This window comes from Streptomyces sp. NBC_00443 (assembly GCF_036014175.1).
Classification (GTDB): domain Bacteria; phylum Actinomycetota; class Actinomycetes; order Streptomycetales; family Streptomycetaceae; genus Streptomyces.
Genome location: NZ_CP107917.1, coordinates 7,004,255 through 7,027,063, shown reverse-complemented (window position 1 = coordinate 7,027,063; position 22,809 = coordinate 7,004,255). Strand labels below are relative to the sequence as shown.

Annotated in this window: 22 protein-coding genes and 1 pseudogene; 10 read left to right on the top strand and 13 right to left on the bottom strand. The window is 71.5% G+C overall.

Annotated elements, in window-relative coordinates; genetic code table 11:
- Positions 1–55 precede the first annotated feature (55 nt).
- The 5 genes from OHO27_RS31955 to OHO27_RS31935 form a co-directional block, all read right to left on the bottom strand.
- A complete protein-coding gene (locus OHO27_RS31955) occupies positions 56–184 on the bottom strand; it encodes a hypothetical protein (protein ID WP_328428433.1) in 129 nt (42 codons plus the stop codon).
- A gap of 100 nt (positions 185–284) precedes the next feature.
- Complete coding sequence (gene pepN, locus OHO27_RS31950; RefSeq protein WP_328428432.1) at positions 285–2,789, bottom strand: aminopeptidase N; 2,505 nt, start codon at positions 2,787–2,789, stop codon at positions 285–287.
- A 56-nt stretch (positions 2,790–2,845) separates the two neighbouring features.
- A complete protein-coding gene (locus OHO27_RS31945; protein WP_328428431.1) occupies positions 2,846–3,379 on the bottom strand; it encodes a response regulator in 534 nt (177 codons plus the stop codon).
- A gap of 161 nt (positions 3,380–3,540) precedes the next feature.
- On the bottom strand, positions 3,541–3,894 hold the full coding sequence (locus OHO27_RS31940; protein WP_328428430.1) for a chorismate mutase: 354 nt from the start codon (positions 3,892–3,894) through the stop codon (positions 3,541–3,543).
- Between the two features lie 24 nt (positions 3,895–3,918).
- Complete coding sequence (locus OHO27_RS31935; protein WP_328428429.1) at positions 3,919–4,806, bottom strand: helix-turn-helix domain-containing protein; 888 nt, start codon at positions 4,804–4,806, stop codon at positions 3,919–3,921.
- A 152-nt stretch (positions 4,807–4,958) separates the two neighbouring features.
- Here OHO27_RS31935 and OHO27_RS31930 point away from each other — a divergent pair, with 152 nt between their 5' ends.
- Complete coding sequence (locus tag OHO27_RS31930; RefSeq protein WP_328428428.1) at positions 4,959–6,728, top strand: glycoside hydrolase family 35 protein; 1,770 nt, start codon at positions 4,959–4,961, stop codon at positions 6,726–6,728.
- Positions 6,729–6,750: 22 nt separating this feature from the next.
- Here the strand turns inward: OHO27_RS31930 and OHO27_RS31925 are convergent, their stop codons facing one another.
- A complete protein-coding gene (locus OHO27_RS31925) occupies positions 6,751–7,548 on the bottom strand; it encodes a S1 family peptidase (protein ID WP_328428427.1) in 798 nt (265 codons plus the stop codon).
- A gap of 160 nt (positions 7,549–7,708) precedes the next feature.
- Here OHO27_RS31925 and OHO27_RS31920 point away from each other — a divergent pair, with 160 nt between their 5' ends.
- Positions 7,709–8,605 (top strand): hypothetical protein, encoded by an 897-nt coding sequence (locus tag OHO27_RS31920; protein WP_328428426.1) that lies wholly within the window; start codon positions 7,709–7,711, stop codon positions 8,603–8,605.
- Between the two features lie 76 nt (positions 8,606–8,681).
- On the opposite strand, the gene OHO27_RS31915 is transcribed toward OHO27_RS31920, so the two are convergent.
- Complete coding sequence (locus OHO27_RS31915) at positions 8,682–9,587, bottom strand: SDR family oxidoreductase (protein WP_328428425.1); 906 nt, start codon at positions 9,585–9,587, stop codon at positions 8,682–8,684.
- Position 9,588: 1 nt separating this feature from the next.
- Positions 9,589–10,329, bottom strand: coding sequence for an SDR family oxidoreductase (locus OHO27_RS31910; RefSeq protein WP_328428424.1), 741 nt, complete (start codon positions 10,327–10,329; stop codon positions 9,589–9,591).
- 54 nt (positions 10,330–10,383) lie between these two features.
- Here OHO27_RS31910 and OHO27_RS31905 point away from each other — a divergent pair, with 54 nt between their 5' ends.
- Genes OHO27_RS31905 through OHO27_RS31885 form a run of 5 tightly spaced genes read left to right on the top strand, consistent with a single transcriptional unit; the run spans position 10,384 to position 14,445 of the window.
- Positions 10,384–11,142, top strand: a complete 759-nt coding sequence (locus tag OHO27_RS31905; RefSeq protein WP_328428423.1) for an enoyl-CoA hydratase family protein — start codon at positions 10,384–10,386, stop codon at positions 11,140–11,142.
- Entirely contained in the window at positions 11,143–11,979 is an 837-nt protein-coding gene (locus tag OHO27_RS31900) for a CoA transferase subunit A (RefSeq protein ID WP_328428422.1), read from the top strand. It abuts the gene before it with no gap.
- 14 nt (positions 11,980–11,993) lie between these two features.
- Positions 11,994–12,743 (top strand): CoA-transferase subunit beta, encoded by a 750-nt coding sequence (locus tag OHO27_RS31895; RefSeq protein ID WP_328430614.1) that lies wholly within the window; start codon positions 11,994–11,996, stop codon positions 12,741–12,743.
- Positions 12,743–13,807 carry an NAD(P)H-dependent flavin oxidoreductase gene (locus OHO27_RS31890; protein ID WP_328428421.1) on the top strand — a complete coding sequence of 355 codons (1,065 nt, stop codon included), beginning with the start codon at positions 12,743–12,745 and terminating at the stop codon, positions 13,805–13,807. The genes OHO27_RS31895 and OHO27_RS31890 overlap by 1 nt, the downstream gene beginning before the upstream one ends.
- On the top strand, positions 13,804–14,445 hold the full coding sequence (locus OHO27_RS31885) for an SIMPL domain-containing protein (RefSeq protein ID WP_328428420.1): 642 nt from the start codon (positions 13,804–13,806) through the stop codon (positions 14,443–14,445). The genes OHO27_RS31890 and OHO27_RS31885 overlap by 4 nt, the downstream gene beginning before the upstream one ends.
- A gap of 2 nt (positions 14,446–14,447) precedes the next feature.
- On the opposite strand, the gene OHO27_RS31880 is transcribed toward OHO27_RS31885, so the two are convergent.
- Genes OHO27_RS31880 through OHO27_RS31870 form a run of 3 tightly spaced genes read right to left on the bottom strand, consistent with a single transcriptional unit; the run spans position 14,448 to position 17,065 of the window.
- Positions 14,448–15,605, bottom strand: coding sequence for an acetyl-CoA C-acetyltransferase (locus OHO27_RS31880; protein ID WP_328428419.1), 1,158 nt, complete (start codon positions 15,603–15,605; stop codon positions 14,448–14,450).
- Positions 15,606–15,631: 26 nt separating this feature from the next.
- Positions 15,632–16,267 (bottom strand): TetR/AcrR family transcriptional regulator, encoded by a 636-nt coding sequence (locus OHO27_RS31875; RefSeq protein WP_328428418.1) that lies wholly within the window; start codon positions 16,265–16,267, stop codon positions 15,632–15,634.
- A gap of 15 nt (positions 16,268–16,282) precedes the next feature.
- Positions 16,283–17,065 (bottom strand): SDR family oxidoreductase, encoded by a 783-nt coding sequence (locus OHO27_RS31870; RefSeq protein WP_328428417.1) that lies wholly within the window; start codon positions 17,063–17,065, stop codon positions 16,283–16,285.
- A gap of 69 nt (positions 17,066–17,134) precedes the next feature.
- Between OHO27_RS31870 and OHO27_RS31865 the strand changes: the two genes are divergently transcribed.
- Both OHO27_RS31865 and OHO27_RS31860 read left to right on the top strand, forming a co-directional pair.
- Positions 17,135–18,274: an acyl-CoA dehydrogenase family protein gene (locus tag OHO27_RS31865; protein WP_328428416.1), complete on the top strand. Its 1,140-nt coding sequence runs from the start codon at positions 17,135–17,137 to the stop codon at positions 18,272–18,274.
- A pseudogene (locus tag OHO27_RS31860) lies at positions 18,274–19,238 on the top strand (acyl-CoA dehydrogenase family protein). The gene OHO27_RS31865 and the pseudogene OHO27_RS31860 overlap by 1 nt, the downstream one beginning before the upstream one ends.
- On the opposite strand, the gene qcrB reads toward OHO27_RS31860, so the two are convergent.
- Together qcrB and OHO27_RS31850 are read right to left on the bottom strand one after the other, a co-directional pair.
- Positions 19,216–20,862, bottom strand: coding sequence for a cytochrome bc1 complex cytochrome b subunit (gene qcrB, locus OHO27_RS31855; RefSeq protein ID WP_328428415.1), 1,647 nt, complete (start codon positions 20,860–20,862; stop codon positions 19,216–19,218). The pseudogene OHO27_RS31860 and the gene qcrB overlap by 23 nt on opposite strands.
- Positions 20,863–20,946: 84 nt before the next feature.
- Entirely contained in the window at positions 20,947–21,672 is a 726-nt protein-coding gene (locus tag OHO27_RS31850; RefSeq protein WP_328428414.1) for a vWA domain-containing protein, read from the bottom strand.
- Between the two features lie 244 nt (positions 21,673–21,916).
- Here OHO27_RS31850 and OHO27_RS31845 point away from each other — a divergent pair, with 244 nt between their 5' ends.
- On the top strand, positions 21,917–22,786 hold the full coding sequence (locus OHO27_RS31845; RefSeq protein ID WP_443059729.1) for a rhomboid family intramembrane serine protease: 870 nt from the start codon (positions 21,917–21,919) through the stop codon (positions 22,784–22,786).
- Positions 22,787–22,809: the final 23 nt, after the last annotated feature.

Here is a 22,809-nt window from a genome sequence, read left to right as displayed (position 1 = left end):
CGGGGAACGCGTGTCGGATGCGGCGCGCCGAGGCCGGCGGAGTAAGGGGCGCGCCTCAGTGCCGGAAGTCGTCCGCGTGGCCCTCGGCCCACTGGGCGAAGCTGCGGGCCGGGGTGCCGGTGATCGTCTCGACAGCGTCGGTGATCTCCGGCTGCACGCCGGTGGCGCCGGTCACTGCGCTCACGGGTTCCTCCAGGGCTGTGGGCTGATCTCCTTCTGGCTCGTCGAGTCCAGGAAGGAAGATCAGCCCACCGCATCGGCCGTGTGGACAGGCGCCGCAGGGTCTAGCCGTCGACGCCCTCCCGCACCCGCAACGCCCGCGCCAGGTCGTCGAGGTGGTCGGCGAGGCGGCGTCGCAGTGCCGGGACCGGCTCGCCGTCGCGCAGGCACTCCTCGCCCAGCCGCAGGGACTCGGCGTCGATGGCGTACCCCGGGAAGGCGTAGCGGCCGGCGGCGTCGGCGATGGCGGGGCCACGGCGGGCGGCGACGGCGACCGCGTCCTTGTAGTAGCGCGGCACGTACTGCCGCAGCAGGTCGGTCTGTTCGGGCTGCCAGAAGCCCTGGGCGGTGGCGGTGAAGAGGTAGTTGGACAGGGCGGTGGCGCCGTCGCCGGCGAACATGGCGTCCCACGCCTTCGCCTTGGCCTCCTCGTCCGGCAGCGCGGCCCGGCAGCGGGCGGCGCCCTCCTGGCCGGTGGCGCTCGGGTCGCGTCCCAGTTCGGCGGCGATGGCGGCCTCGTCGACGGCGCCGAGGACGGCGAGACGGCCCATGACGCGCCAGCGCAGCTCGGGGTCGAGTTCGGGTCCGCCCGGCACGGTGCCGTCGGCGAGCCAGGCGGCGATGGCGTCGGGGTGGGCGGCGACGTCGATGAAGTGGCGTACGGCGATCAGACGCAGGCCGGGGTTGTCGCCGTCCTCGGTGCGGCGGATGAGGTCGCGGCACAGGGCGGAGAGGGTGGCCAGGGCGGCGGGCCGCTCCTCGGGGGTGAGGTAGCGGTCGGTGACCTGGGCGGCGGCGAAGGCGAGGACGCCCTGGACGATGGCGAGGTCGGTCTCGCGCGGGAGGTGGGCTCGGGCGGCCTCCAGGTAGGCGCCGGCGGCCAGTTCGCCGTCGCGGACGGCGTCGCGCAGGGCGTTCCAGACGACGGCGCGGGTGAGCGGGTCGGGCAGGCCGGAGAGGCTACTGCGGACTGTCTCGAAGGACCTGGCGTCGAAGCGGACCTTGGCGTAGGTCAGGTCGCCGTCGTTGAGCAGCAGCAGGGCCGGGCGCTTGCCGATGGGCTGCGGGGCGCTCTGCGGGACGTCGAGGTCGAGGCGTTCGCGCAGGGTGAGGTTGCCGGCGTCGTCGCCGAGGTCCTGGTCGTACATGCCGACGGTGACGCGGTGGGTGCGGCTGCCGGCGTGGTCGACGGAGAGGGTGTAGGTGCCGTTGTCGCCGGGGGTGACGGCCGGGGTGAGGGTGTCGACGCCGGTGGTGCGCAGCCAGGAGTCGGCCCAGGCGTGGACGTCGCGCTCGGTGGCGGAGGCGAGGGAGTCGATGAAGTCGGCGAGGGTGGCGTTGCCGAACTTGTGGCGGGCGAAGTGGGTGTTGATACCGGCGAGGAAGTCCTTCTCACCGAGCCAGGCCACGAGCTGGCGCAGCGCGGAGGCGCCCTTGGCGTAGGAGATGCCGTCGAAGTTGAGCATGGCGGCGGCCGTGTCGTCGACGGCTTCGGGGGCGACGGGGTGAGTGGAGGGGCGCTGGTCGGCGTCGTAGCCCCAGGCCTTGCGGGCGATGGCGAAGTCGACCCAGGTGTCGGTGAAGCGGGTGGCTTCGGCGCAGATCTGGTAGCCCATGTACTCGGCGAAGGACTCGTTCAGCCAGATGTCGTCCCACCAGCGCAGGGTGACGAGGTCGCCGAACCACATGTGGGCCATCTCGTGGGCGATGACCATGGCGCGGATCAGCCGCTCGGTGTCGGTGACGGCGGAGCGGTACACGAACTCGTCGCGGAAGGTGACCAGTCCGGGGTTCTCCATGGCGCCGGCGTTGAACTCGGGGACGAAGGCCTGGTCGTAGGAGTCGAAGGGGTAGGGCTCGTCGAACGTCTCGTGGAAGCGGTCGAAGCACTGCCGGGTGACCTGGAAGAGCTCGTCGGTGTCCGCGTCCAGGTAGGGGGCGAGGGAGCGGCGGCAGTGGAGGCCGAAGGGCAGGCCGCGGTGCTCGGTGCGCACCGAGTGCCAGGGGCCGGCGGCGACGGCGACGAGGTAGGTGGAGATCGGCGGGGTGGGCGCGGCCTGCCAGCGGCCGGCGCCGAGGTGCTCGGTGACGCCGTTGGCGAGGACGGTCCAGCCTTCGGGCGCGGTGACGGACAGGTCGAAGACGGCCTTCAGGTCGGGTTGGTCGAAGGCGGGGAAGACCAGCTTGCAGTCGTCCATGGCCAGCTGGGTGTAGACGTAGGCCTCGCCGTCGGTGGGGTCGGTGAAGCGGTGCATGCCCTCGCCGGTGCGGGAGTAGCGCATGGCAGCGTCGACGCGCAGTTCGTGCTCACCGGCGGTGAGGTTCTTCAGGGGCAGCCGGTTGTCGTCCAGGGTCTCCGGGTCGAGGGGGTGTCCGTCCAGCGTGACGGAGCGCAGCTCGGCAGGCGTGATCTCGACGAAGGTGTCCGCGTCGGCGCGCGTGGTGAACCTGATGACGGTCCGCGAGTCGAAGGTCGTGTCCCCGGTGGTCAGATCGAGTTCGATCGTGTAGCGGTGGACATCGAGAAGCTGGGCACGGGTCTGCGCTTCGTCGCGCGTCAGTACGGACATGCACGACATGCTGCCTGATGCCGCTGACAAGGCACAGGGGTGGATCACTACGTACGCTATGTCCGGTTCCCCGCCGGGGTGTCACGCTGCGGCGGAAGGCGGGCGTCCGGGTGGGGCAGGGCCGGGCGCGGGCCGGGTTCCTCGACCTCGGCATGGCCCTTGACCAGGGCGCGTAACTCCCGGACCTCCTCCACCAGTGCGCGCTGGCGTTCGTGGGCGTCGTACAGGTAGCGGACCTTGGTGCGCAGCGCCCAGGGGTCGATGGGCTTCAGCACGAGGTCGGCGACGCCGAGCCGGAAGGCGGTGGAGGTCAGGTCCTGGTCCGCACCGAAGCCGGTGAGGAGGATGACCGGTATGTGCTGGGTCTGTTCCACCCGCCGCATGTAGCGCACGACGTCCAGGCCGCTGACGCCGGGCATGCGCACGTCCAGGAGCAGGAGGCCGACCTTTCCGCGGAGCACCTGCTTGAGCGCCTCGTCACCGCTGGTGGCCCGGGCCAGCAGGTACCCCAGCGGGGCCAGGGCACTCTCCAGCGCGTACAGCGTGTCCTCGTGGTCGTCGACAATGAGGATCTTGGCATCCGACGGCATGGCCCGACGTCCCTCCCGCGTGGACATCCAGGGTATGTCCGGGGCGCTGACGGGGAGTGCGTGTCAGCTGACATGCGGTGCACAGCGCAGCATGCCCCTCCGGGGCCGCCGTGTCACTCCCTCGGGGAGGGTCTGTCTGCTTCCCGTCGTCCCGGCCGGGCCTAGGAGCGGTTCGGCGTGGACGCGGTGCCGTTGACGGTGTCCTCGGCGATGCTCTCGTGGTGCCTGATGACCTCGGCGATGATGAAGTTGAGGAACTTCTCCGCGAAGGCAGGGTCCAGCTTGGCGTTCTCGGCGAGGGTGCGCAGGCGGTCGATCTGGCGGGCCTCGCGGGCCGGGTCGGCGGGCGGGAGCTGGTGCTCGGCCTTGAGGTGGCCGACCTGCTGGGTGCACTTGAAGCGCTCGGCGAGCATGTGGACGACGGCCGCGTCGATGTTGTCGATGCTGTCGCGCAGCCGGGCGAGCTCTTCACGGACGGCCGGGTCGACGTCGCTGGGGGACGTGTTGCTGGTCATGAGCGCCCAGCCTACGGGGCCCGCTCAGTTGGTCGTTCGTTCGATCACGGGTGGATCGTCGGGGTCGGGGACCTGGTTGCTCCAGCCGCCGGGGACGGTGCGGCCCTGCTGGGCGCGGAAGCGGGTCGGGGCCATGCCGACGCGGCGGGTGAACAGGCGGGAGAAGTAGGCGGGGTCGTCGTAGCCGACGCGGCGGGCGACGGCGGCGACGGGGAGTTGGGTGGCGGCGAGCAGTTCCTTGGCGCGGCCCAGGCGGATGCCGAGCAGGTAGTCCTTGGGGCTGCACCCGGCGCCGCGCCGCACGGCGGTGCGCAGTTCGGCGGGGGTCATGCCGTGCCGGGTGGCGTGGTCGGCGACCGTCAGCGGCAGGCACGCGTCGCGTGCGAGGGCCTTGAGGACCTGGTCGCCGTCGGGGGTGAGGTCGGCACGGGCGCGGCGCAGGGCGACGAGGAGCTCGTGGACGGCGGCGCCGGTCTCCACCTCCAGCAGGGGGTTGTCGCGGCGCGCGGCACGGGCGATGCGCCCGATGACGGCACGGGGGCCGGCGGCGTCGGACAGCGGCACGACGGGCCGGCCGGGCTCGATGTACCCGAGTTCGGTGTACGTCGGTGCGGCGGGCCCGATGAAGTCGACGAAGCCCTCGTCCCAGCCGGTGCCGGGGTCGGGCGCGTAGTGGTGCGGCACGCCGGGGGTCAGCCACAGCAGCGCGGGCGCGGTGACGGTCGTACGGCGGCCGTCGGGGGCGGCGTACCAGCCGCCGCCGGTACTGATCACGACGGCGACATGGTGGTCCAGGACCCTCGGTCCGACGGTCGGCAGGGCGCCGTACTGGAGGCCCACGCCGAGGCAGGCGAGGCCGAGGCGGTGGTGTGCGGGGCCGGGCGTGAAGAAACGCATCCAGGTGTGGTACATCCGCGTGCCTCCCGTCCGCGCCGCCGGTCCCGTCCGCTGTTCCCGTCCGCCGGTCCCGTCCGCCAGTCCCGTCGGCCGGTCCCGTCCTTCGGTCCAAGCAGCGCTGATCTTTGTCCATGGACCCTGACCTGCGCCAGAGGGAGAGTGGGCGCATGAGCGAGTTCACGGTGGGGGACGAAGACTTCCTGCTGGACGGGCGGCCGGTGCGGCTGCTGTCCGGCGCGCTGCACTACTTCCGGGTGCACGAGGCGCAGTGGGGGCACCGGCTGGCGATGTTGCGGGCGATGGGCCTCAACTGCGTGGAGACGTACGTGCCGTGGAACCTGCACGAGCCGCGGCCGGGCCGGCACCGGGACGTGCAGGCGCTCGGCCGGTTCCTGGACGCGGCCCGGGAGGCGGGGCTGTGGGCGGTCGTGCGGCCGGGGCCGTACATCTGCGCCGAGTGGGAGAACGGCGGGCTGCCGTACTGGCTGACGGGCGAGCTGGGCGCCCGCGCGCGTACCCGTGACGAGCGCTACTTGGGATATGTCGCGAGCTGGTTCCGGCATCTTCTGCCCGAGATCGTGGACCGGCAGGTCGACCGCGGCGGCCCGGTGATCATGGTGCAGGTGGAGAACGAGTACGGCAGTTACGGTTCCGACGCGGCCTACTTGCGGTGGCTGGCCGACCTGCTGCGCACCGAGGGCGTCACGGTTGCGCTCTTCACCTCGGACGGCCCCGAGGACCACATGCTCTCCGGCGGCTCGGTCCCGGGGGTCCTGGCGACGGTGAACTTCGGCTCCCACGCGCGCGAGGCGTTCGAGACGCTGCGCCGGCACCGCCCCGACGGTCCGCTGATGTGCATGGAGTTCTGGTGCGGCTGGTTCGACCACTGGGGCGGCGAGCACGTCGTACGCGATCCCGGGGACGCGGCGGCGGCCCTGCGGGAGATCCTGGAATGCGGGGCGTCGGTGAACCTGTACATGGCGCACGGCGGCACGAGCTTCGCCGGCTGGGCGGGCGCCAACCGGGGCGGCGGCGCACTGCACGACGGGCCGCTGGAGCCCGATGTGACGTCGTACGACTACGACGCCCCGATCGACGAGTACGGCCGCCCCACGGAGAAGTTCTGGGCCTTCCGGAAGGTCCTCGCCGATCACGCCGACGGCCCCCTTCCCGAAGTCCCGCCCGCGCCCGTGCCGTTGGGTGCGCCGGCCGAGGCGGTCCTGACCGACTGGGCGCCGCTGGGCGACGTACTGGAGACGCTGGGCGGCCCTGAGACGTCCGGTCCTGTCCCGCCCGCCTTCGAGGAACTGGGCGTCGAGCGGGGCCTGGTGCGGTACGAGGTGACGGTGCCGGGGCCGCGGCAGCCGTATCCGCTGACGGTGCGCGGGCTGCGGGACCTCGCCGTGGTGTACGTCGACGGGGAGCGGGCCGGGGTGCTCACGGAGGACGACGCCTGCCTGAATGAGCCTGTCGCGGGGTACGCGCGCGTGGAGCTGTGGGTGGAGTCCCTGGGGCGGGTCAACTACGGGCCGCGGCTGGGCGAGCCCAAGGGGATCACCGGGGGTGTCCTGCACGAGCGGCAGTATCTGCACGACGTACGCGCGCGTGGGCTGCGGCTGGAGGCGCTGGACGAGATCGAGAGGGTCCGGGCGGTGCCGTCGCGGGAGCTGCCCGGGGACGGTGCCCCGGGGCTGTACCGGGGCACCGTCATGGTGCGGGGCGGCGGTGACGCCCGTCTGGAGCTGCCGGGCCGGACCCGCGGGTTCGTGTGGATCAACGGCTTCAACCTCGGCCGTTACTGGTCCACCGGCCCCCAGTGCTCGCTGTACGTCCCTGGGCCCGTCCTGCGGGAGGGCGGCAACGACGTGTGGCTGCTGGAGCTCGAGGGGACGGCCCGGTCCGGCGAGGCGCAGGCCCCGGTCCTGAGGGCCGTCTGACGCACGCAGGTGCCTCGGCTTGCTACAGCGCGTCCGCCGCGCGGGCGATGTCCTTCGCGAAGTGGCTGACCTCGGTGTAGATGCCGGGCACACCGGGGCGGGCGCAGCCGTCGCCCCAGCTGACGATGCCGACCTGGAGCCACTTGCCCGCGTCGTCCTTGCGGAACATGGGGCCGCCGGAGTCGCCCTGGCAGGTGTCGACGGCGCCGCGCTGATAGCCGGCGCACAGTTCCTCCTTCGACACCAGCCGGTTTCCGTAGTGGCGCTTGCACACGCGGTCGGCGACGAAGGGGACGCTCGCCTTACGGAGCTTGGTCGTGCCCGTGTTGGCTCCCTCCTTGGTGTCGCCCCACCCGGCGATCGTGAACATGCCGCGGTTGTAGCGGTCCGTGGTGGCGATCTTCAGCGTCGGCTTGTCGATGGGCCGGGCGAGCTTGATCAGCGCCCAGTCCTTGCCGGTGCCGTCGTAGCCCGGGGCCACCTTGACCTTGGTCGACTTGACCTTGATCGCGGAGGCGGAGTTGATGTCGTTGACACCCGCGGTGACGGTGATGCGGGTGTTGTTGCCGGACCCGGGCACGCAGTGGGCCGCGGTCAGGACGACGTCCTTCTTGTAGAGCGCCCCGCCGCAGCCCATCGAGAGATGGACCATGAACGGGAACTCATTCTGCGCGGCGGGCGTTCCACCGACAATGCGGGTGGACGCGGCCTGCGCGCTGAGGGGCTGGAGGGAGGCGACCGCGAGCGCGACGGCAGCCACCGCCGCGGCCCTCTTCGCCAGGGTTATGCCGCTTCTCTTCGGCGAGCTGTGGGTCAACATACGTCCTTTCATGGCGTGTTGAGCGGCCCGCAGTATGAAGATCAGGTGGCATGCCTGGCAAGGACGGATCTCACGCCCCGGGCGTGGAACCCCACCAGGGAAAATCCCCTCACATCCCCGTAGAGTGGAGTCGGGTTCAAGGCGTCTTGGGGGTAAGGGCGTGGCGAACGGCGGACCGGTCCAGCACGGCTTCCCGCACCTGGAGACGGTGCGGGCCTCGATCACGGCGCTCTACAGGCGGCTTTCCTACGACACCGTCCAGACGTTCGGGACCAGTGTGCTGCCGGCCGATGTGGCGTTCTGCGACACCGACGATCTGTATCTGGGTGCGCAGCGGGTGGCCCGCGAACTGGTGCGGCACTACCGCCTGCCGGACGCCCGTCCGATCGTCAGCTTCCGGGAGATGACGCACGCGGCCAGCGTCGAACTCACCGCCGGGCCCGAGTACTTCATCGAGCTGAACGACCGCTTCCGCACCCATCGCCGGGACATCGGCGCGGCGCTGGCCCATGAGGTGATGCACGTGTACCTGCATCGCCTCGGGCTGTCCTTCCCCGGTACGCGCGACAACGAGATCCTCACGGACACGGCGACGACGTATCTGGGCGCGGGCTGGCTGCTTCTGGACGCGTTCCGGGAGGACTCGGCGTCCTCGCAGAAGCTGGGGTATCTGACGCCGGAGGAGTTCGGTTACGTCCTCGCCAAGCGGGCGCTGGTCTTCGCCGAGGATCCGTCGGTGTGGTTCACGAGTCCGCAGGCGTACACGGCGTATGTGAAGGGCATGACCGAGGCCCGCCGCGACGAGCAGCAGCCTCCGCTGACGGCGGCCGGGTGGGCGGGACGCCGCCGCTACGCCCGCGATCGGCGGCACGCCCAGGACCATCACGGGGCGGGGCCCGGAGCGGGGGTGCCGTATGCGTTCACGCCGGACGGGCGGGGGCCGCTGCGGGTGTCGTTCCCGTGTCCCACGTGTCAGCAGCGGATTCGGGTGCCGGTGCAGGGGAGGGTTCGGGCGCGGTGTGGGTTGTGCCGGACGGTGTTGGAGTGCGACACGTAGCGGTTACGCCCCCAGGTACGGGACGGGTAGGGGTTGGCAGGCCAGGGGCAGGGGTGGCGGCGGGGGCGAGGAAACCTCACGCCCCGTACACCGCCCCCGGCGCCCCCGCCTCCCCCAACAGCTTCACCGCCGCCTCCCCCGCCTCCTCCGGAGTCCACCGCGCCCCCTTGTCCGTCGTCGGCCCCGCCCGCCATCCCTCCATCACCGTGATCCGCCCGCCCTCCACCTCGAAGACCCGTCCCGTCACGCCGTCACTCGCGGCCGAACCCAGCCAGACGACCAGCGGGGAGACGTTCTCCGGGGCCATGGCGTCGAAGCCGGCCTCGGGAGCCGTCATCGTCTCGGCGAAGGCACGCTCCGTCATCCGCGTGCGCGCCGCCGGGGCGATCGCGTTGACCTGGACGCCGTAGCGAGCGAACTCGGCCGCCGCGACCAGGGTCAGCCCGACGATTCCGGCCTTCGCGGCGCTGTAGTTGCCCTGCCCGAGCGAGCCCGACAACCCCGCCCCACTGCTGGTGTTGACGACCCGCGCGACAGGGGCACGGCCCGCCTTCGCCTCCGCCCGCCAGTGCGCGGCCGCGTGCTTCAGGGGCAGGAAGTGGCCCTTGAGGTGGACCCGTACGACGGCGTCCCAGTCGTCCTCGTCGAGGTTGACCAGCATCCGGTCACGCAGGAACCCGGCGTTGTTCACGAGCGTGTCGAGCCGCCCGTACGTCTCCAGCGCGGCCGCCACCATCGATGCCGCCCCGGCACTGGTCGCCACGTCACCCCCGTGCGCAACGGCCTCGCCGCCCGCCGCGCGGATCTCGTCGACCACATGCCGGGCGGGGCTGTCGGCGGCCGGGGTGCCGTTGAGGCCGACACCGAGGTCGTTGACGACGACCCTCGCCCCCTCGGCCGCGAACGCGAGCGCATGCGCGCGCCCGAGCCCGCGCCCCCCACCCGTCACGACGACGACCCGCCCTTCACACATCCGGCTCATGTCATGCCTCCTTGTTGACCGTCGCGGCATCCAGGAACACGGGCCGCTCACCCCCGCCGTGCACGAGCAGGCTCGCGCCGCTGATGTAGGCGGCGGCGTCGGAGGCGAGGAAGGCGGCGGCCGCGCCGACGTCGGACGGGTCGGCGAGGCGGCCGAGCGGGACCGTGCGGGAGACGCCGGCGAGGCCGTCCTCGCCGCCGTAGTGGAGGTGGGACAGCTCCGTGCGGACCATGCCGACGACCAGCGTGTTGACCCGCACCTCCGGCGCCCACTCCACCGCCATCGAGCGGGCCAGGCTCTCCAGTCCGGCCTTGGCCGCCCCGTATGCGGCCGACCCGGGCGACGGACGGCCGCCGCTGACGCTGCCGATCATCACCACCGAGCCGCGCACCCGCTTCAGGTGCTCGTACGCCGCCAGGGACGCCGTGAGCGGCGCGACGAGGTTCAGTTCGATCACACGCGCGTGCCGGACGGCGTCCGCGTCCGTCAACCGGCGGTACGGCGTGCCACCCGCGTTGTTGACCAGGACGTCGAGGCGGGGCAGCGCCGCGAAGAAGGCCCGGACGGCCTCCGGGTCACGGAGGTCGAGCGGCCTGAACTCGGTTCCTGGGAGCGGGACTTCGGGTGGTCGGCGCGCGCAGACCACGACGTCAGCACCGGCCTCCACGAACGTCTTCGCGATCCCGGCGCCGACCCCGCGCGTACCGCCGGTGACGACCACGACCTTCCCGTTCAGCCCCATTCCCGGCTACCCTTCACCTAACAAACGTTTGGTGGAAAGGTAGCTGATGCGGCCATGAGTGTCTCCACCTCGTCTCCGGAAAAGGGGGCGGAGCAGAATGGAATCGCCGTCGTCACGGTCGACTTCCCACCGGTGAACGCCCTGCCGGTGGACGGCTGGTTCGCCCTGGCCGACGCCGTGCGGGCGGCCGGCCGTGATCCGGAGATCCGATGTGTCGTCCTCACGGCCGAGGGGCGCGGGTTCAACGCGGGCGTGGACATCAAGGAGATACAGCAGGACGGGCACCGTGCGCTGATCGGCGCCAACCACGCCTGCGCGCAGGCCTTCGGCGCCGTGTACGACTGCGAGGTGCCCGTCGTGGCGGCGGTGCACGGGTTCTGCCTGGGCGGCGGCATCGGCCTGGTGGGCAACGCGGACGCGATCGTGGCGAGCGAGGACGCCACCTTCGGGCTGCCCGAACTGGACCGGGGAGCACTGGGCGCGGCCACACATCTGGCCCGGCTGGTCCCCCAGCACCTCATGCGCGCGCTGTACTACACCTCGCGCACGGCGACCGCGGCCGAGCTGCACGCGCACGGCTCGGTGTGGCGGGTCGTACCGCGCGCGGAACTGCACGCCGCCGCCCTGGAGCTGGCCGGCGAGATCGCCGCGAAGGACGGACAGCTGCTGCGCCTGGCCAAGGCCGCCATCAACGGCATCGACCCCGTCGACGTGCACCGCAGCTACCGCTTCGAGCAGGGATTCACCTTCGAGGCCAACCTCAGCGGGGTGGCCGACCGGGTCCGTGACACCTTCGGAGAGAAGGGTGCGTAGGTGAGCGACAAGACGATGACGGCCGACGAGGTCGCCTCCAGGCTGCGGAGCGGCATGACCCTCGGCATCGGCGGCTGGGGCTCGCGCCGCAAACCGATGGCCCTGGTCAGGGCCCTGCTCCGGTCCGACATCACCGACCTCACCGTCGTCTCGTACGGCGGCCCGGACGTGGGCATGCTGGCCGCGGCCGGGCGGGTGCGGAAGCTGGTCGCGGCGTTCGTCACCCTCGACTCGATCCCCCTCGAACCGCACTACCGGGCAGCACGCGAGGGCGGCGCCTTCGAGCTGACGGAGATCGACGAGGCCATGTTCATGTGGGGGCTGCACGCGGCGGCGAACCGGCTGCCGTTCCTGCCGGTGCGGGCCGGGATCGGTTCGGACGTGATGCGGGTCAACCCCGGCCTGCGGACGGTGACCTCGCCGTACGACGACGGGGAGACGTTCGTCGCCATGCCCGCCCTGCGGCTGGACGCGGCCCTGGTCCATGTGAACCGCGCCGACCGGCAGGGCAACGGTCAGTATCTGGGCCCCGACCCGTACTTCGACGACCTGTTCTGCGCGGCAGCGGACACGGCGTACGTCTCCTGCGAACGGGTCGTCGACACGGCCGAGTTGACGAAGGAGGCGGCACCGCAGTCGCTGCTGGTCAAGCGGCACACGGTGACGGGCGTGGTCGAGGCCCCGAACGGCGCGCACTTCACGTCCTGCGCCCCCGACTACGGCCGGGACGAGGCCTTCCAGAAGACGTACGCGAGCACCCCCTGGCCGGAGTTCGCGGCACGCTTCCTGGGCGGGGACGAGCAGGGGTACCAGGCGGCGGTCAAGGAGGCGACATGAGTCGACGTGGGGCCATGAGTCGACGTGGGGCCACGAGTCGGGTCGTGGGCCGGGCCACTCGCGCCGAGTACTGCGTGATCGCCTGCGCCGAGGCCTGGCGCGACGCCGGTGAGATCCTGGCGAGCCCGATGGGTCTCATCCCGTCCGTGGGGGCCCGGCTGGCCCGGCTGACCTTCGCGCCCGACCTGCTGCTGACCGACGGCGAGGCGATGCTCGTCCGCCCGGACGGCACGACCGAGGGCTGGCTGCCGTACCGGCAGCATCTGGCGCTGGTCAGCAGTGGCAGGCGGCACGTGATGATGGGTGCGAGCCAGATCGACCGCTTCGGCAACCAGAACATCTCGTGCATCGGCGACTGGGAGCAACCGAAGCGGCAGTTGCTGGGGGTGCGCGGCGCGCCGGTCAACACCCTCAACAATCCGACCAGTTACTGGGTCCCCAGGCATTCGCGGCGGGTCTTCGTCGAGAAGGTCGACATGGTCTGCGGAGTCGGCTACGACCACGCGGGCGACGCCCGGTACCACCGCATCCCCCGTGTCGTCTCCGACCTCGGTGTCTTCGACTTCGCCACGCCGGACCGCTCGATGCGGCCGGCCTCGCTGCATCCGGGAGTCACGCCGGCGCAGGTCAGGGAGGCCACCGGTTTCGACCTGGCCGTCCCGGACGACGTACCGGCGACCCGCGAGCCCACCGCCGAGGAGCTGCGGCTCATCCGCGAGGTGATCGACCCGGAGAACAGCCGCGCCAGGGAGGTCGGTGAGTGATGGAGACACCGCTGACCCGGCTCGTCGGCGTCAGCCACCCGATCGTGCAGACGGGGATGGGCTGGGTGGCGGGCCCCCGCCTGGTCTCGGCGACGGCGAACGCGGGTGCGCTGGGCATCCTGGCCTCCGCGACGATGACCGTCGACCGGCTGCGTGAGGCCATACGCGAGGTCAAGTCCCGTACGGACGCGCCGTTCGGCGTGAATCTGCGGGCGGACGCCGCGGATGCCGGCGACCGGGTCGGCGTCATGATCGAGGAGGGGGTGCGCGTCGCCTCGTTCGCCCTCGCGCCGTCGCGTGAGCTGATCGCCGAACTCAAGGACGCGGGCGTGGTCGTCGTGCCCTCGATCGGTGCCCGGCGGCATGCCGAGAAGGTCGCGGCGTGGGGCGCGGACGCGGTGATCGTGCAGGGCGGGGAGGGCGGCGGGCACACCGGCGAGGTGGCGACGACGGTGCTGCTGCCGCAGGTGGTCGACGCCGTGGACATACCGGTGGTGGCGGCGGGCGGTTTCCACGACGGCCGGGGCCTGGTCGCCGCGCTGGCCTACGGAGCGGCGGGCATCGCCATGGGCACCCGGTTCCTGCTGACCTCGGACTCGACGGTGCCGGACGCGGTGAAGGCGCGGTATCTGGCGGCGACGGTCCGGGACGTCACCGTCACCACGGCGGTCGACGGCCTGCCCCACCGGATGCTGCGTACGGAGCTGGTGGCCGGGTTGGAGAACGCCGGACGAACGAGGGCGCTGGTCCATGCCCTGCGGCGGGCGGCGGGCTTCAGGCGGCTGTCCGGACTGACCTGGCGGCAACTGGTCCGCGACGGCCTCTCCCTGCGGCACGGCAAGGACCTCACCTGGAGCCAGGTCCTGCTCGCCGCCAACACCCCGATGCTGCTCAAGTCGGCCATGGTGGACGGCCGTACGGATCTGGGGGTGATGGCGTCCGGGCAGGTCGCGGGAGTGATCGACGATCTGCCGTCGTGCGCGGAACTGGTGGAGCGGATCATGGCCCAGGCCGCGCAAACCATGAGCGGACTTTCGGTGGGCGGTGCTTCAATGCCCGCATGACGGAGACGATCAAGGAGCCCTGGGGGCTCAGTGTGTTTGGCGCGGGCAGTGTGCGGGCGGAGCCGCAGCTGGTGCGGGTGAAGCTGGGGGTGGAGGTGCTGGAGCCCGCCCCCGGCCAGGCGTTCCACGAGGCCGGCAGTGCTGTGACAAGGCTCCGCGAGGTGCTGCGCCGGCACGGGATACCGGACTCCTCGGTCTCCGGCTCCCGACTGAGGCTCAGTTCGGAGTACGGCCATGCCAATGGCGCGCGGAAGTTCCTCGGCTACCTCTGCCAGGCCCAGTACGTCGTCGAGACCGAGGCGCTGGACGACCTCCAGCAGCTCATCGTGGACGCGGTGGAGGCCGGCGCCCGCAGCATCGACGGCGTCGAGTTCGACGTACACGACAAGCCCGCGCTGCGGGACGAGGCGCGCCGCCGGGCGGTGGCGGCCGCCCGGCGCAAGGCCGAGGTCTACACGGAGGCCGCCGGCGTGTCCCTCGGGGCGGTGGTGCACATCCAGGACGTGGACTCCGAGTCGTACGAGTTCCGCCAGTACCGCGGGCACGGCGGCGGTGGCGGTACTTCCGCGGGCGACCTCGCGCCGGGGATGGTGGAGGTGTCCGCGGGCGTGGTGCTGGGCTTCTCACTCGGCCGCTGACGTCACAGCCGCTCGATGATCGTCACGTTGGCCTGTCCCCCGCCCTCGCACATCGTCTGAAGCCCGAACCGGCCGCCCGTGCGCTCCAGTTCGTGCAGGAGGGTCGTCATCAGCTTCACGCCGGTCGCGCCCAGGGGGTGGCCGAGGGCGATCGCGCCGCCGTTGACGTTGACCTTGTCGGGGTCGGCGCCGGTCTCCTTCAGCCAGGCCAGGACGACCGGCGCGAAGGCCTCGTTGATCTCCACGAGGTCGATGTCGTCGATCGACAGGCCGGTCTTCTTCAGGGCGTGGGCGGTGGCGGGGATGGGTGCGGTGAGCATGCGGATCGGGTCCTCGCCGCGCACCGAGAGGTGGTGCACGCGGGCCCGGGGCGTGAGCCCGTGCTCGCGTACCGCCCGCTCAGAGGCGAGCAGCATCGCCGCCGCGCCGTCGGAGACCTGCGAGGAACAGGCGGCCGTGATCGTGCCGCCGTCGATGACGGGCTTCAGCCCGGCCATCTTCTCCAGGGAGGTGTCCCGGCGCGGCCCCTCGTCGACGGCGACGTCCCGGTAGGGCGCGACCTCCCGCTCGAAGCGCCCCTCGTCGATCGCCCACAGCGCCCGCCGGTGCGAGCGCAGCGCGAACTCCTCCTGGTCCTGCCTGCTGATCCCCCACTTGGCGGCGATCATCTCGGCGCCGGCGAACTGGTTGACCGGCTTCTCCCCGTACCGTGCCCGCCAGCCCTCGCTGCCCGCGAAGGGGCCCGCCGTGAGCCCGAGCGGCTCGGCGGCCTGCCGGGTGGCGAAGGCGATGGGGATCATCGACATGTTCTGCACGCCGCCCGCGACGACCAGGTCCTGGGTGCCGGACAGCACGCCCTGCGCCGCGAAGTGCACGGCCTGCTGCGAGGACCCGCACTGCCGGTCCACGGTCACCCCCGGCACCTCCTCGGGCAGCCCCGCGGCCAGCCAGCAGGTCCGCGCGATGTCCCCGGCCTGTGGCCCGACGGTGTCCAGGCAGCCGAAGACCACGTCCTCGACGGCCACCGGGTCCACGCCCGCGCGCGCCACCAGCTCCTTCAGCACATGCGCGCCCAGGTCGGCCGGGTGGACCGCGCTGAGCCCTCCTTTGCGCCGCCCCACGGGCGTACGGACCGCTTCGACTATGTAGGCCTCGGCCATGGCAACTCCCCAATGGGACCGGTGGGTTATGTGCGTACGGCGATCCCGTCCAGCACCATCGACAGGTACTGCCGGGCGATCTCCTCCGGGGTGTGCTGTCCGCCGGGCCGGTACCAGGACGCAGCGACCCACACCGTGTCCCGCACGAACCGGTAGGTGAGCCGGACGTCCAGGTCGGACCGGAACACCCCGGCCACGACCCCGCGCTCCAGCGTGGACAGCCACGCCTTCTCGAACTTGCGCTGCGAATCGGCGAGGAACGCGAACCGCTCCTGCGCCACCAGTTGCCTGTTCTCCTTCTGGTAGATCGCGACGGCGGCGCGGTGCCGGTCGATCTCCCGGAACGACTCGGTGACCAGCGCCTCCAGCGTTTCGCGTGGGCCGAGCTCGGCCTCCAGGACGGCGTCGTAGCCGCTCCACAGCTCGTCGAGGAACGAGCTCAGGATCTCTTCGAGCATCGACTCCTTGGAGTCGAAGTGGTAGTAGAGGCTGCCCGCGAGCATGCCCGCGTGGTCGGCGATCTTGCGTACGGTGGTGGCGTTGTAGCCCTGCTCGGCGAAGACCTCGGCGGCGGTGTCGAGAAGTTCGCGGCGGCGTGCCTGAGCGGCGGCGGCCGCGGGCTTTGCGGCGGCGGTCACCTGGGGCTTCTTCTTGTTCGGCACGGGTCCATTGTCGTCCTAGGCGTGCTGGCTGCTGACGGAGACGATCTCGCCCGTCATGTACGACGAGTACTCCGAGGCCAGGAAGACGATCACGTTGGCCACCTCCCAGGGCTCGGCGTACCGGCCGAAGGCCTCGCGCGCGGTCAGTTCCTCCAGCAGCTCGGGCGTGGTCACCTTCGCCAGGTGCGGGTGCATGGCGAGGCTCGGCGCCACCGCGTTGACCCGCACCCCGTGTTCGGCGGCCTCGATCGCGGCGCACCGGGTCAGCGCCATCACGCCCGCCTTCGCGGCCGCGTAGTGCGCCTGTCCGGCCTGGGCGCGCCAGCCGACGACGGAGGCGTTGTTGACGATCACACCGCCGGTGTCCCGCATCCGGCGGAGGGCGGCCCGGGTGCATCTGAAGGTGCCGTTCAAGGTCACGTCGAGGACCTTCGACCACTGCTCGTCGGTCATGTCGACGAGCGGCGAAGTCCCGCCGAGGCCCGCGTTGTTGACGACCACGTCGAGCCGGCCGTGCGCGGCCACGGCGGTGTCGAACAGCGCCTGCACCTGCGTCTCGTCGGTGACATCGCACACCGCCGACGCCACCGCCCCCTCGAACTCCCGTGCCAGCTCGGCCTCGTACTCCTTCAGGCGTCGCGCGTGCGCATCGCTGATCAGCACGCGGGCGCCCTCTTCGAGGAAGCGGCGCGCGGTCGCCCCGCCGATGCCAGCACCGGCAGCCGCGGTGACGACGGCCGTGCGCCCGCGGAGCAGTCCGTGCCCGGGAACGTACGTCGGCGCCTCGACGTTTGTCATGGCAGCACGCTAACCTACCAAACACTTGTTAGGGAAGAGCCGCAGGGCACCGGGGGAGGGAGGGTGACGGTGGATCTGACCCACTCGAGCGCCGACGAGGCGTTCCGCGCCGAGGCCCGTGCCTGGCTGCGCGCGCAGGTGCCGCCCGATCCGCTCCCCTCCCTGGAGACCGAGGAGGGCTTCGCGGCGCACCGGGCGTGGGAGGCCGAACTCGCCGCCGACCGCTGGTCGGTGGTGAACTGGCCGACGGCGTACAGCGGCCGGGACGCCTCACTCGTGCGGTGGCTGCTGTTCGAGGAGGAGTACTACGCGGCGGGCGCGCCGGGCCGCGTCAGCCAGAACGGCGTCAGCCTCCTCGCCCCGACCCTCTTCGACCACGGCACCGAGGAGCAGCGTGCCCGTGTCCTGCCTCCCATGGCCACCGGCGAGGTGATCTGGGCGCAGGCGTGGTCCGAGCCGGAGGCGGGCTCGGACCTGGCGTCCCTGAGGTCGAGGGCCACGCGCGCGGCGGGCGGCTGGCTGCTGACCGGCCAGAAGACGTGGTCCTCACGCGCGGCCTTCGCCGACCGCGCGTTCGGCCTGTTCCGCACCGATCCGGACGCGCCGAAGCCCCACCAGGGCCTGACCTACCTGATGTTCGACCTGCGCGCCCCCGGCGTCACGGTCCGCCCCATCGCCCGCCTCGACGGCAAGCCCGCCTTCGCGGAACTGTTCCTGGACGAGGTGTTCGTGCCGGACGACGACGTGATCGGCGAGCCTGGCCAGGGCTGGCGCATCGCGATGTCGGCGGCGGGCAACGAACGCGGGCTGATGCTGCGCTCCCCCGGCCGTTTCCTGGCGAGCGCCGACCGCCTCCACGCCCTCTGGCAGGACCGCGGCAGCCCCGAGAGCGCGAGGAAGGGCGTGGCCGACGCCCTGATCGGCGCCCGCGCCTACCAGCTCTTCACTTTCGCCGCGGCCTCCCGTTTCCTCGACGGCGAGTCCATCGGCCCTCAGTCCAGCCTGAACAAGGTCTTCTGGTCGGAGTACGACATCGCCCTGCACGAAACAGCACTCGACCTCCTGGGCCCCGACGGCGAGCTGACCGACACCGACTGGTCCGAGCGCTACGTCTTCTCCCTCGCCGGCCCCATCTACGCCGGCACGAACGAAATCCAGCGCGACATCATCGCCGAGCGGCTGCTGGGCCTGCCCAAGGGGCGGCGCTGATGAGGTTTTTCCTCGACCCCGAGCAGCGTGCGTTCGCCCGCTCGCTGGACGCGATGCTCACGGCAGCCGACACGCCGTCGGTCGTACGGGACTGGAGTCGCGGCGAGCATGCCGGCGGCCGGGCGCTGTGGGCCCGTATCGCCGGGGCAGGGGTCTTCGCCCTCGCGGTTCCGGAAGGGTACGAGGGGCTGGGCCCACGGCCGGTCGAACTCGCCCTCGCCTTCGTGGAGTTGGGTCGGCACGCCGTGCCCGGGCCGCTGGTGGAGACGGTCACGGCGGCGGCACTGCTCGCCGGGCTGCCGGACCCCGGCCCCGCCAAGCGGCTCCTGCCGGCCCTGGCGGCGGGCGAGGCCATGGCGACGCTGGCGTGGCCGGCGCCGTATGCCCTGGACGGCGACGTGGCCACGACGCGCCTCGCTCTCACCCCCGACGGCCTGTACTTCTCCCCCGGCCATGGCCCCGTGCGCCCCTCCCTGGACCCGGCCCGCCGCCTCACCCCCCCGACCCCGGCGGCGAACTCCTCAGCCCGGATCCGCCCACCCCACTGGCCCTCGCCCACGCCCGTCTCGCCACCGCCGCCCAAGCCCTCGGCGTCGGTCTCGCGCTGCTCGACAGAACCGTCGGCTACGTCAAGCAGCGCACCCAGTTCGGTGCCCCCATAGGCTCGTTCCAGGCGGTGAAGCACCGGCTGGCCGACGCGAAGATCGGCCTGGAGTTCGCCCGGCCGCTGGTCTTCGGCGCCGCGCTCACCATGGCGCCCGCCGACATCGCCGCCGCGAAGGTCACCGCCTGCGAGGCCGCGTACGCCGCCGCCCGTACCGCACTGCAGTTGCACGGCGCGATCGGCTACACCGCGGAGTACGACCTGTCGCTGTGGCTGACCAAGGCCCGCGCGCTGCGCTCCGCCTGGGGCAGCCCGGACCTGTGCAGGGCCGAGGTGCTCAGTGGTGATCGCCGCTGGTGACCTCGCGGTACTCCTCCACCGTCGGCTTGGTGATCCGCGTCGTCGGCCCGAACATCGCCCGCGCCAGCCGGGCCCGTACCCGCTGGACCGGGCTGACCCGGCGCCGGACGCCGCCTGCGTCGACGAGCGGTCCGATCTCGTACGGCGGCTCCTGCTCGTGCTGGGTGAGGGTGAACAGCTGCCCCTGCGACAGAGGCTCGTGGACCTCGACGTACGCACCGTGCGGGAGCCGCTTGATGGTGCCCGTCTCCATGCCGTGCAGCACGTTGGCCCGGTCCCGGCGCTGCAGCCCGAGACAGATCCGCTTGGTCACGTAGAAGGTGAGGACCGGCACGACGAAGACGGAGACCCGCACGAACCACGTGATGGCGTTGATCGACAGATGCAGATGGGTGGCCACGATGTCGTTGCCGCCGCCGATCAGCAGCACCGCGTACAGGCTCAGCCAGGCCGCGCCGAGGCCGGTGCGCACGGGCATGTTGCGCGGCCGGTCGAGGATGTGGTGTTCGCGTTTGTCGCCGGTGATCCACGCCTCGACGAAGGGATACAGGCCGAGCGCGAGCAGGATCAGCGGGAAGAGCGAGAAGGGGATGAAGACGCCCAGTTCCAGGGTGTGGCCCCAGGCGTTGAGCTCCCATCCCGGCATCACCCGGATCAGGCCCTCGGAGAAGCCGAGATACCAGTCGGGTTGGGCGCCCGTGGTCACCAGGTCGGGGCGGTAGGGCCCGAAGGCCCACACCGGGTTGATGCTGGCGATGCCGCCCATGATCGTCAGCACGCCGAAGACGAGGAAGAAGAAGCCGCCCGCCTTGGCCATGTACACGGGGAGGAAGGGCATGCCGACGACCGTCTTCTGGCCGCGGCCGGGGCCGGGGTACTGCGTGTGCTTGTGGTAGAAGACCAGGATCAGATGGGCGACCACCAGGCCGAGCATGATGCCGGGCAGCAGCAGGATGTGGATCGGGTAGAGGCGAGCGATGAAGTCCTCGCCGGGGAACTCCCCGCCGAACAGGAAGAACGCCACGTACGTGCCCACGATCGGGATCGACAGGATCGCGCCGTGCGCGAACCGCAGGCCGGTGCCGGACAGCAGGTCGTCGGGGAGGGAGTAGCCCGTCAGGCCGGTGATGATGCCGAGCATCAGCAGGGTCCAGCCGAACACCCAGTTCAGCTCGCGCGGCTTGCGGAAGGCGCCGGTGAAGAACACCCGCATCATGTGCACCAGCATGCCGGTGACGAAGACCAGCGCCGCCCAGTGGTGGATCTGCCGGATGAGCAGCCCGCCGCGCACGTCGAAGCTGATGTCGATCGTGGACTCGTACGCCCGGGTCATCAGGACCCCGTTGAGGGGCTCGTAGGAGCCGTTGTAGACGACCTCGTTGGTGCTCGGGTCGAAGAACAGGGTGAGGTAGACGCCCGTGAGGATCAGGATCAGGAAGCTGTAGAGGCAGACCTCGCCCAGCATGAAGGACCAGTGGTCCGGGAAGACCTTGCGCATGTTGGCCTTGGCCAGCGCGAACAGCCCGAGCCGCCCGTCCGCCCAGTCGGCGACCTTCTCGCCCTTGCCGGGCGGTGCGGGCCGCCGCGCCGCTGTTCCCTCGTTCCCCGATCGTGCGCCGTGCATAGGTCGTCGCCTCCCCGTCGGATCACCCACAGGGTTACACGGCCTCACGGGCCGCGCCAACGGTGCGAACAGGCCGCCTACAGGTCAGGCGGGCCGTACGATCCCCTGCGCCCGGGCCGCCACGAGCCACTTCGGGAACTCCGCGAGCAGGCAGTCGTACAGCTCGGCGTCGGACACCTGCCGCGGATCCGAACCGGCGTGGAAGAACCCCGCGTTGTCGATCACCCTTTTGCCCGGCACCGCCAGCTCGTCGAGCTTGCGCAGGAAGTCGAACTGGCGGCTCGCCGGGTCCCCGAAGCCGATGAACTGCCAGAACAGCGGAAGCGGGGCCGCCTTGCACAGGTACCGTTCCGCGGCGAGCTTGTTGATGGGCCCGCCGTCGGTCTGGAAGACGACCAGGGCCGGTTCCCGCGACCCGCTGTCCAGGTAGTGGTCGATGACGGCGTCCATCGCCAGGTGGTAGCTGGTCTTGCCCATGTGCCCGAGCCCGGCCACGATCCGCTCGATCCGCCCCTGGTGGCCGGCGAGCGCGATCTCGGTCTCGGCGTCGACGTCGGTCGAGAAGAAGACCACCGGCACGGTCCCGTCGTCGTCGAAGTGCGCCGACAGCCCGAGCACCCGGTCGGCGAGCGCCTGCACGCTGCCGTCCTTGTAGTACGGCTTCATCGAACCGGAGTAGTCGACCACCAGATAGACCGCGGCCCGCGCCCCGTCCAGCCCGTGCTTGCGCAGCGACACACCGGCGCTCTTGTACAGGCTGACCAGCGCGGGCGCGGTCTCCTCGACCTTGCTGAGACTGATCGCCGCCATACGTTCTCCCCCAAGTGCGTCCGTACGGCTGCCGAGATTACGGCACCACCGGCCCCACCTGTCCCTCCGTCCACAGGTGTTCGCTATTTTGATCGCCGCCGTCCCCACCGGCTCATCGTCCGTCCAGTCCTCCAAGGAGCCGGCTGTGGAGCCCGAGTCCGCAGAGTCCGAGGCCGTCAGGCCCGACGCCAACAAGTCCGAGGCCGTCGAGCCCGCGGTCACCACCTGCTATCGCCACCCGAAGGTGGAGTCCCACGTCCGCTGCACCCGCTGCGACCGGTACATCTGCCCGGACTGCATGCGCGAGGCGGCCGTCGGCCATCAGTGCGTGGAGTGTGTGAAGGAGGGCTCGCGGTCGGTGCGGCAGGCCCGGACGCTCGTCGGCGGGCGGATCTCCGCGACCCCCCTCGTGACCGCCGTACTCATCGGGCTCAACGTCCTCGCCTATCTGGCCGAGGTGGTGCGCCCGGAGGTCGTGGACCGGTTCTCGATGCTCAGCGCCCGGCTGGTCGGGCCGGACGGCGGCTATTACATCTACGTCGCCGGCCACCCCTCGGACTTCCACGCCGAAGGCCTGGTCGCCGGGCAGTGGGAGCGGCTGCTGACCAGCGGTTTCCTCCACCTGCCGCCGACCGAGGGCACCTTCGGGCTGCTGCACATCGTGATGAACATGCTCTCGCTGTGGCAGCTCGGCCGGGTCGTGGAGCCGATGCTGGGGCGGGTCCGCTACCTCGCGCTGTACCTGCTGGCGACGCTGGGCGGGTCGGTGCTCCAGCTGCTGCTCGGGGACGTGAACGTGGAGTCGGTCGGCGCGTCGGGGGCGATCTTCGGGCTCGGCGCCGCGTACTACGTCCTCGCCCGCCGGATCGGCGCCGACATGCAGAGCGTCAACCGCTTCATGGCGTTCCTGCTCCTGTGGCTGCTGCTCTCCGCCGGCCTCACCTCCTGGCAGGGCCACCTCGGCGGACTGCTGACGGGAGCCGCCATCACACTCGCCTACGCGTACGCCCCACGCGGCCCGCGCCAGGCCCTCATCCAGACGGCCGCGTGCGTGGGCGTGCTGGTGCTGCTGGCGGTGGTCGCCGTCGCGAAGGTTGCGGAGCTGACGGGCTGAGAGTGGCCCCTGAACGCAAGGCG